The organism is Burkholderia sp. LMG 13014 (genome assembly GCF_905232215.1).
In the GTDB taxonomy this organism is placed as follows: domain Bacteria; phylum Pseudomonadota; class Gammaproteobacteria; order Burkholderiales; family Burkholderiaceae; genus Burkholderia.
In genome coordinates this window covers 1-7,226 of record NZ_CAJNKE010000300.1, presented here as the reverse complement: position 1 = coordinate 7,226, position 7,226 = coordinate 1, and the positions used below count along the sequence as shown (strand labels likewise).

At 67.8% G+C, this 7,226-nt stretch carries 10 protein-coding genes; 7 read left to right on the top strand and 3 right to left on the bottom strand.

All coding sequences use genetic code 11. The annotated features are described in order from the left end of the window. Positions 1 to 158: 158 nt before the first annotated feature. Together JYJ84_RS23905 and JYJ84_RS23900 are read left to right on the top strand one after the other, a co-directional pair. Entirely contained in the window at positions 159 to 509 is a 351-nt protein-coding gene (locus JYJ84_RS23905) for a hypothetical protein (RefSeq protein WP_175219460.1), read from the top strand. Between the two features lie 141 nt (positions 510 to 650). Further along, positions 651 to 1,211 (top strand): hypothetical protein, encoded by a 561-nt coding sequence (locus JYJ84_RS23900; protein WP_122948665.1) that lies wholly within the window; start codon positions 651 to 653, stop codon positions 1,209 to 1,211. Here the strand turns inward: JYJ84_RS23900 and JYJ84_RS23895 are convergent, their stop codons facing one another. After that, a complete protein-coding gene (locus JYJ84_RS23895) occupies positions 1,212 to 2,087 on the bottom strand; it encodes a LysR family transcriptional regulator (RefSeq protein WP_006485479.1) in 876 nt (291 codons plus the stop codon). Between the two features lie 161 nt (positions 2,088 to 2,248). Here JYJ84_RS23895 and JYJ84_RS23890 point away from each other — a divergent pair, with 161 nt between their 5' ends. Both JYJ84_RS23890 and JYJ84_RS23885 read left to right on the top strand, forming a co-directional pair. Then, positions 2,249 to 3,568 (top strand): DUF3422 family protein, encoded by a 1,320-nt coding sequence (locus tag JYJ84_RS23890; RefSeq protein WP_175219013.1) that lies wholly within the window; start codon positions 2,249 to 2,251, stop codon positions 3,566 to 3,568. A 34-nt stretch (positions 3,569 to 3,602) separates the two neighbouring features. Beyond that, positions 3,603 to 3,806, top strand: coding sequence for a hypothetical protein (locus JYJ84_RS23885; protein WP_122948666.1), 204 nt, complete (start codon positions 3,603 to 3,605; stop codon positions 3,804 to 3,806). Positions 3,807 to 3,870: 64 nt separating this feature from the next. On the opposite strand, the gene JYJ84_RS23880 is transcribed toward JYJ84_RS23885, so the two are convergent. Together JYJ84_RS23880 and cynR are read right to left on the bottom strand one after the other, a co-directional pair. Continuing rightward, positions 3,871 to 4,326 (bottom strand): DUF3304 domain-containing protein, encoded by a 456-nt coding sequence (locus tag JYJ84_RS23880; RefSeq protein ID WP_175219015.1) that lies wholly within the window; start codon positions 4,324 to 4,326, stop codon positions 3,871 to 3,873. A gap of 85 nt (positions 4,327 to 4,411) precedes the next feature. Continuing rightward, positions 4,412 to 5,308 (bottom strand): transcriptional regulator CynR, encoded by an 897-nt coding sequence (gene cynR / locus JYJ84_RS23875; RefSeq protein WP_175219017.1) that lies wholly within the window; start codon positions 5,306 to 5,308, stop codon positions 4,412 to 4,414. 113 nt (positions 5,309 to 5,421) lie between these two features. Here cynR and JYJ84_RS23870 point away from each other — a divergent pair, with 113 nt between their 5' ends. The 3 genes from JYJ84_RS23870 to JYJ84_RS23860 all read left to right on the top strand — a co-directional run bounded on the left by JYJ84_RS23870 (position 5,422) and on the right by JYJ84_RS23860 (position 7,156). After that, positions 5,422 to 6,081: a carbonic anhydrase gene (locus tag JYJ84_RS23870; protein WP_043178750.1), complete on the top strand. Its 660-nt coding sequence runs from the start codon at positions 5,422 to 5,424 to the stop codon at positions 6,079 to 6,081. 30 nt (positions 6,082 to 6,111) lie between these two features. Next, a complete protein-coding gene (cynS, locus tag JYJ84_RS23865) occupies positions 6,112 to 6,582 on the top strand; it encodes a cyanase (RefSeq protein ID WP_014900458.1) in 471 nt (156 codons plus the stop codon). Positions 6,583 to 6,688: 106 nt separating this feature from the next. Further along, positions 6,689 to 7,156 carry a nucleoside deaminase gene (locus tag JYJ84_RS23860; RefSeq protein ID WP_175219019.1) on the top strand — a complete coding sequence of 156 codons (468 nt, stop codon included), beginning with the start codon at positions 6,689 to 6,691 and terminating at the stop codon, positions 7,154 to 7,156. Positions 7,157 to 7,226: the final 70 nt, after the last annotated feature.

Here is a 7,226-nt window from a genome sequence, read left to right as displayed (position 1 = left end):
CACCAGCCACCGGCCACCGGCCACCGGCCACCGGTCGGCACTGCGTTGTGCGCCGCATGCGGTTTTTGCACCGCCGCGCCGTTTTTTTGCACGACGTTTATGCGGTCTCTTCTAAGCTGGGGATGTGTCGAACAGCCGAGACGGCTTCCGTCCGCTCCATGACCTTCATTCATCCCCTTCCCGCCTTCAATGTCGCCGGCCGCCAGTTGCGCGCCGGCGCACGCAACAACGTCATTCCTTTCCCGCCGCCTCGCCCTCGCCTGCAGTTGCCCGTCACGCTGACGGCCGACTCCGGCGAACGCGCGCACACCCGGCTCGCGGCGCTGCTGCATTCCCCGCTCGGTGTGTATGTCGTCAGCGCGCGCGCCGTGCGCGACGTGGTTCACGTGCACTTCGACATCGCGCCGGAAGACCTGGATTTCACGCTGCACATGCTGATCGCGCAGCAGGCCGATGCGGTGATCGGGCCAGTCGCGCGCCGGTTGCGGGTCGGGCCGAAGGCGCGGTGAGGCGCAGGCGGGTGGATGCCCGCTCGCCGATGGTGCGCGTGATTCGCGGTCGGGGCGTCAGTCGCCGCGCCGGCCGCGAACAGGTGGCGGATAGGCGTGTGCCGCGTTGCGCGCGGCGCCGATCCTGAATACGGAGTGTTCATGTACCTCACGGAAGAAGTCCCTGTCGCGCGGCCGGCCAGCCGTCGCGTCCGGACGGCATCGCTGCCGTCGGGCCAGCAACTCGCGCGTCAGCTCGTGACGACGGTGCGGGTGGCCGAAGTGCTGCTGCATCAGGCGATCGTCGTGCCCGACGGGCATCAGTGGTCGGTCGACACCGAGCGGGTCGATGCGGCCGGCGGGCCGCTCGCGGCCTGGGAGACCTGCGTGATCTGGCGGATCGGCAAGGTGTTCGCGCCGACGGTGAGCCCGGCCGCGCGCGTCAACGATCGCGACCAGGTCGCGGTCGAGATCCGGCTCTGTCTGCCTGAACAGGACTACGTGGCCGAGCGGCGCGTGAGCACGTTTGGTCGCTGTCACGGCAACCGCTTCGGCGCGACGCTGTCGGTCGCGTCGGGCGCGCAATGGGGCTGGCAACGCACGGAGCACGTCGCACCGGAACGCATGCAGGTGCGCGGCGCTACGCTGGAAGCGCTCGTCGATGCGGTGGCCGCGAACGTCAACGCGGCGCTGGGCGCGGCCGGGTTCGGCGCGACGCGCTGATCACGCGTCGCCGGTCTGCCCGGTCTGGCGCTGCAGGTCTTCCATCAGTTGTTCCGCGAGAAAGTCGCACGGCGGCCGCTTCGATTTCGTGCTGCGTGCGAGGATCAGTTCGAGCGGCGGCAGGTCGGGCAGCCCGTGCGAGCGGCCGAGCATCGACAGTTGCGCGGGAATCGCACAGCGCGCGAGCGGCGCGACCGCGAGGCCGGCCTCGACCATGCTGAGCAGCCCGAGCAGGCTCGGGCTTTCATAGGAGGTGCGGTACGGCACCTTCGCGCGTTCGAGGCTGCGGATCGCGTTCTCGCGCGCGACGCTGCCCGGCATGAACACCGCGATCGGCAGCGGCCGCTCTTCCCACACGCGCGGCCCGTTCGTCATCGCGGCCCACGCCATCGGCTCGTGACGGATGAAATCGCCGGACAGCCCCTTGATCCGCGTGCCGCAGACGAGGTCGACCGTGCCTTCCTTGATCAGCGGCGCGAGCGCGCTGCTCGGCAGCCCCATCACCTGGATCTCGACCTTCGGGTAGGTTGCCGAGAATTTCTTCAGGACCGACGGCAGCAGCGACGATGCATAGTCGTCCGGCACGCCGATCACGACCTTGCCGGTCACTTCCGGCCGCACCACGGCCGCCCACGCCTCGTCGCGCAGCGCCAGCATTCGTCTGGCGAATCCCAGCAGCACCTCGCCCTCGCGCGTCAGCACGATGCTGCGCGGTTTGCGCACGAACAGCGGCCGCCCGATCGCGTCTTCCAGGCTCTTGATCTGCATGCTCACGGCCGACTGCGAGCGGTTCACGGCCTCGGCGGCGCGGGTCATGTTGCCGGTCTCCGCGACGGCGACGACGGTGGCCAGCACGTCGTGATCGAGCATCTTCATGGGTATCAGGAAAACTGAACGTAACGATCAGCATTATGCGTTTTTATTGTTGCTGTGTGTCTGCCATAGTGCGATCACGCTGACGTTTCGCCCGAGGGCGGCGCGGCGCCCCGGCCGGTCGATCCGGCGTGCAGGACTGAACAGGAAAGCGTGGTGTATCGATGATGGACCATCCGTTGCGCGCCGCACTGGCCGCGGAATTGCATGCCCGGCCGTTCCTGCGGCTCGCCGAAGCCGTATCGCTCACGCATTACGCGATCTACGCGGACGGCCAGCCCGACATCCACGAAACGCTGCTGCACGCGCTGTGCCACGATACCGGTATCGCCGCGCCGCACGAAGGCGCGACGCACTACGCGGTGCAGTCGCCGAGCGGCTGGCACCTGAAGTGGGAACGCCACACCGAATTCTCGACCTTCACGTTCGTCGCGCCGCGTCGCGACACCGGCTATTTCGACGATCTCGCGATCGAAGGCATCCCGGCCGCGTGGTTCGCGCGGCTGGCCGGCATCCGCTTCGTCGCGGTGCGCATGGAGCTGCTGACGGGCGACGCCGCGCGGCTCGTCTGCGGCGACCTGCGCCGCTGGATCGACGGCCCCGCGCTCGTCGGCAGCAACGTGCTTGGCGGCGGCAAGGTGTTCTGCGACTGGCATGTGCGCGACGACGGCTTCATGCGCTTTCTCGTCGTCGACGAGGATTTCCGCGAGGAGCAGGGTGGCCGGCTGCTGCAGCGCCTGTATGAAATCGAAACCTACCGGATGATGGCGCTGCTGGCGTTGCCCGTCGCGCGCCGGATGAGCCGCGAGCTCGACGAGATCCACGCGGCGCTGCACACGCTGATGCAGCGGATGGACGCGAGCGGGGCCGACGGCGACGACACGGCACTGCTCGTCAAGCTCACGCATCTCGCGGTGCGGGTCGAATCGCTGTCGGGATCGGGCGCGCGCTTCAGCGCGTCGCGAGCATACGAAAAGCTCGTGCTGGCGCGCATCCACGAGCTGCGCGAGGAGCGCATCGAAGGGATGCCGACGATCGCCGAATTCATGGAGCGGCGCTTCGCGCCGGCGATGGAAACTTGCCGCAGCGTATGGGCGCGCCATGAGCAGATCGCCGCGCGGATCGCGCGGGCGGTCGACCTGCTGCGCACGCGCGTGAATCTCGCGCAGGAAAAGGACGTGACGCGCCTGCTGGCCGGAATGGAGCGCACCGCGCGCAATCAGCTTCATCTGCAGCACGCGGTCGAAGGGCTGTCGGTGGCGGCTATTTCGTACTACGTGCTGTCGCTCGCGACGGCGGCGTTCAAGGCGCTGCACGTGATGAACCTGCCGGTCGATCCCGAACTGGCGGAGGGCCTGCTGATCGCGCCGGTCGTGTTCGCGGTGATTCACATCACGCGGCGCACGCGCGCGCAGCTGGCGCGATCGGAGGCTGCGCATGACGGCACGCCGGTGCAGGCGGCGGTATTGAAGCAGGTTGGTTAGAACATCAAAAACATGATCAGGTAAAGGAGTGGAGATGACTTTTTCGCAGACACAACCGGGCTTTTACAGTGGTTTCGATGCCGCGTTCGACGAGCCGGCACCGGATGAGCCGGGCACGCCGGAAGCGCCGCGCGTGACGTCGTATCAGGCCGTGCTGCAGGAGCCGATGACGTCGCTCGTCGGGAATACGATCGACCGGCCGGACGTCGCGGCGGTGGCGATTCTCGGGTACAACTGACGCAACGCCGGGCGCGTAACCCGCCCGCCCGGCCGCGCGGCGTCCGCACGCTGCCGCTGCGCGGTCAACCGCCGGCGCGCATGCGCGGCATCGTCGGGTACGCGACCCATCGGGCGTCGATCTTGCGCCCGGGCAGGAAATGAAACTCGAGATAGCCGTCGTGCCGGTTCGGCAATGCCGGCACGGCGACGTCGGTTTCGACGATTTCAGGCGCCTGGTTCCGGGCGTCTTCTTCGGGCGTCAGATCGTATGTGATCCTGACGTGCCAGGTTTTCTTGCCGCGCGGCACGCTCATGCAGCACACGGTGCCGCCCCCGCCGCCGAACTGGCGCGCGTGCACGCTGCCGGCGCCGAAGCCGTCGACCACGAAGCTGTAGACGCCACGATCGGTGTAGTTGAATCCCACGACCCGATACGGGCCGTCGGCACGCGTCTGTGCGTGGACCCACCACGCTGCGCCCACCAGCAGCGCTGCAAGGGCAAGCGGGTTGAGCGTCATGCGGCGTAACAGGTTCGACATGTCGATGTTCCCGTGAGTCGGTTTGCTTTCGACGAGCGGTTGCGGGCGGTGCCCGGGCGCGCGACGCGTGCCCCGGCGGCCGAGATCATCGCGCGCGCCTGACAGGCTCGGCCCCGTGCGCCAGCGCCAGTTCGACGAACGCACGCGCGGCCGCACTCCGGTACGCACCCTTGCGCTGCAGCAGCACGGCCGTGCGCCGCAGGACGGCCGGATCGAGCGCGATGGCGACGAGATCGTCGTGCCCGGCCGCAATCGTCGCGGGCAGCAGCGTCGCGAGGTTCGTGCGGCGCACGATCTCGATCACCGCCCCCAGCGAATTCGCTTCCATCAATACGCGCGGTCGCACGTCGTGCTCGCGGAAATAGCGGTCGATCTGCACGCGTGTCGCGAACTCGGCCGTCAGCAGCACGAGCGGCGCATCGTGCAGCGCGCGCAGGCCGGCCTTGCGTTTCGCGGCGAGTGCATGCCGACGGCTCACGACGAGCGCGAGCGTTTCGACCAGCAACGTTTGCGCTTCGATATCCGCCGTCTGCACCTCGTCGAACGCGATGCCGACATCGAGCTCGTCGTCGACGAGCAACGCCTCGATACGCTCCTGCGACATCTCGCGCACCGACAGCGACACGTCCGGGTAGCGGCCGTGAAACGCCTCGACGAGCGGCCCGACGAGATAGCTCGTGAAGGTTGGCGTGACCGCGATCCGCAGCGAGCCGCGGCTCAGGTCCTGCACGTCATGAATCGCGCGCCGGCCTTCCGCGAGATCGTGCAGCGCCTGCCGCGCATAGCGGAAATACACGTCGCCGGCGTCGGTCAGCCGCGTCACGCGCCCGCTGCGGTCGAACAGTTGCGCGCCGAGCGTCTCCTCGAGCTGGCGGATCTGCTGGGACAGCGCGGGCTGCGACACATGCAGCGCGGCGGCCGCGCGCGTGAAGCTGCGATGCTCGGCGACGGCCAGGAAGTAGTGGATATGGCGCAGCAGCATGGCGGCTCCTATAAGTCCTGCTTATCCGGTGGATCATAAATCAGTCTTTTACGTTATTGGAAGTGCGGCGTAACCTGCCCTTCATCGATTCCAACCGCACCGGAGAACACGCGATGAAGGACATCATCGAAGGCTTCCTGAAGTTCCAGCGCGATGCGTATCCGGCGCGTGCCGCGCTGTTCCGCGATCTCGCGCGCAGCCAGAATCCGCGGGCGCTGTTCATCTCGTGCTCGGACAGCCGGCTCGTGCCCGAACTCGTCACGCAGCGCGAACCGGGCGACCTGTTCGTGATCCGCAATGCCGGCAATATCGTGCCGTCGTACGGCCCCGAGCCGGGCGGCGTGTCGGCATCGGTCGAATACGCGGTGGCCGCGTTGCGCGTGACCGACGTCGTGATCTGCGGCCATTCCGACTGCGGCGCGATGACCGCGATCGCCACCTGCCAGTGCATGGACCATATGCCGGCCGTCGGCCACTGGCTGCGGTACGCCGATTCCGCGCGCGTCGTGAACGAGGCGCGCACGCATCGCAGCGAACGCGAGCGGATCGACTCGATGGTGCGCGAGAACGTCGTCGCGCAACTGGCGAACCTGAAAACGCACCCTGCCGTGCGGCTCGCGCTCGAAGAAGGGCGGCTCGCGCTGCACGGCTGGGTGTACGACATCGAATCGGGCTGCATCGACGCCCATGACGGCGCGACCGGCCGGTTCGTTTCCCTGGCGGACCATCCCGAGGTTCGCGCCACGCCCGCGACGCTCCCCGTCGCGGCCTGAATCGCTCCCACCCCACCACGAGGAATTGCCATGATCCAGTCCCAGCACAGTCAGACTGCCCGCCACGCGCTTGCCGAGACCGTCGTGCTCGCGAAGGCGCGCAAGAACCTGTCGTTCGCGCAGCTCACCGAAGGCACGGGCCTGAGCGAAGCGTTCGTGACGGCCGCGCTGCTCGGCCAGCATGCGCTGCCGGCGGACGCTGCGCGCAGCGTCGCCGACAAGCTCGGCCTCGACGACGACGCGGTGCTGCTGCTGCAGACGATCCCGCTGCGCGGCAGCATCGACGACCGCGTGCCGACCGACCCGACCATTTACCGCTTCTACGAAATGCTGCAGGTGTACGGCACGACGCTGAAGGCGCTCGTTCACGAGAAGTTCGGCGACGGCATCATCAGCGCGATCAATTTCCGGCTCGATGTGAAGAAGGTCGACGATCCCGAAGGCGGGTCGCGCGCGGTGATCACGCTCGACGGCAAGTACCTGCCGACCAAGCCGTTCTGACGCCGGCGCGGCGCCGCTGCAGCGGTGCCGCGCAGGTTCCCGCCCGACGTGCGTCGGCTGCCGGCCGGCGCACGGCCCGCCATTCCGTTTCAACGAGGACGCAGCCATGGATTTTGTGAAACGCACGATCGATCTTGCGATGAAGAACGTGGAAGAGGGCGGCCGCCCGTTCGCGACGGTGATCGTCCGCGACGGCGAGGTCGTCGCGGAGAGCCCGAACCTCGTTGCGCAGACCAGCGACCCGACCGCGCACGCCGAGATCCTCGCGGTGCGCGACGCGTGCCGCAAGCTCGGCACCGAGCACCTGACCGATTGCGAGATCTACATTCTCGCGAGCCCATGCCCGATGTGTCTCGGTTCGCTGTACTACTGCAGCCCGAAACGCGTGATCTACATCACGACACGCGAGGACTACGCGCCGTTCTACCGTGACGACCGCAAGTATTTCGAGCTCGACACGTTCTATGCGGAATATGCGAAGCCGATCGACGAACGCCGGTTGCCGATGGTGCAGCAGAAGCACGGCGATGCGATCGGCGTCTACCGGCGCTGGAAGGAACTGAACGCAAAGTGACGTGACCCGCGCGGCGCACCGGCCGCGCGTGGCAGCCGCCCGGCTGCTCGTTTTCCCCACCCTCCGTATC

What these genes read in the sequence shown, in the direction of transcription:
- JYJ84_RS23905 (WP_175219460.1), top strand. Translation starts at nt 159, where the DNA reads ATGACCTTCATTCATCCCCTTCCCGCCTTCAATGTCGCCGGCCGCCAG.
- JYJ84_RS23900 (WP_122948665.1), top strand. Translation starts at nt 651, where the DNA reads ATGTACCTCACGGAAGAAGTCCCTGTCGCGCGGCCGGCCAGCCGTCGC.
- JYJ84_RS23895 (WP_006485479.1), bottom strand. Translation starts at nt 2,087, where the DNA reads ATGAAGATGCTCGATCACGACGTGCTGGCCACCGTCGTCGCCGTCGCG.
- JYJ84_RS23890 (WP_175219013.1), top strand. Translation starts at nt 2,249, where the DNA reads ATGATGGACCATCCGTTGCGCGCCGCACTGGCCGCGGAATTGCATGCC.
- JYJ84_RS23885 (WP_122948666.1), top strand. Translation starts at nt 3,603, where the DNA reads ATGACTTTTTCGCAGACACAACCGGGCTTTTACAGTGGTTTCGATGCC.
- JYJ84_RS23880 (WP_175219015.1), bottom strand. Translation starts at nt 4,326, where the DNA reads ATGTCGAACCTGTTACGCCGCATGACGCTCAACCCGCTTGCCCTTGCA.
- cynR (WP_175219017.1), bottom strand. Translation starts at nt 5,308, where the DNA reads ATGCTGCTGCGCCATATCCACTACTTCCTGGCCGTCGCCGAGCATCGC.
- JYJ84_RS23870 (WP_043178750.1), top strand. Translation starts at nt 5,422, where the DNA reads ATGAAGGACATCATCGAAGGCTTCCTGAAGTTCCAGCGCGATGCGTAT.
- cynS (WP_014900458.1), top strand. Translation starts at nt 6,112, where the DNA reads ATGATCCAGTCCCAGCACAGTCAGACTGCCCGCCACGCGCTTGCCGAG.
- JYJ84_RS23860 (WP_175219019.1), top strand. Translation starts at nt 6,689, where the DNA reads ATGGATTTTGTGAAACGCACGATCGATCTTGCGATGAAGAACGTGGAA.